This window comes from Lactococcus sp. DD01 (assembly GCF_001578715.1).
In the GTDB taxonomy this organism is placed as follows: Bacteria; Bacillota; Bacilli; order Lactobacillales; family Streptococcaceae; genus Lactococcus; species Lactococcus petauri.
In genome coordinates, this window is record NZ_KQ968975.1 from 1 (window position 1) to 215 (window position 215).

General features: G+C 32.1%; 1 protein-coding gene. It reads left to right on the plus strand.

The features are described 5' to 3' along the window. Nucleotide 1 precedes the first annotated feature (1 nt). The gene (locus tag LACDD01_RS11735) at nt 2–178 is read left to right on the plus strand and encodes a DUF722 domain-containing protein (protein WP_255357200.1); all 177 of its coding nucleotides are present in this window, start codon (nt 2–4) and stop codon (nt 176–178) included. Nucleotides 179–215 lie beyond the last annotated feature (37 nt).

The following is a 215-nucleotide window of genomic DNA, read 5'->3' on the forward strand; positions in this document are numbered from 1 at the left end:
GATTGATACTGAAAAAGAGATAATCAAGTTAAAGCACTGCGGATATGGTGGCTTTCCATGGTATCGAGTAATGATGGAATTAGAAAATCAAGGAATTGATATTCCAATGAAAAAAGCTAAGTCTATTTATTATAGATTCAGAAAAGATATTGATCCGTTTATTGGATATTGTGTTTAGGTAGGGTCATTTTGGGATAAAAAAGACTCGAAAAAGG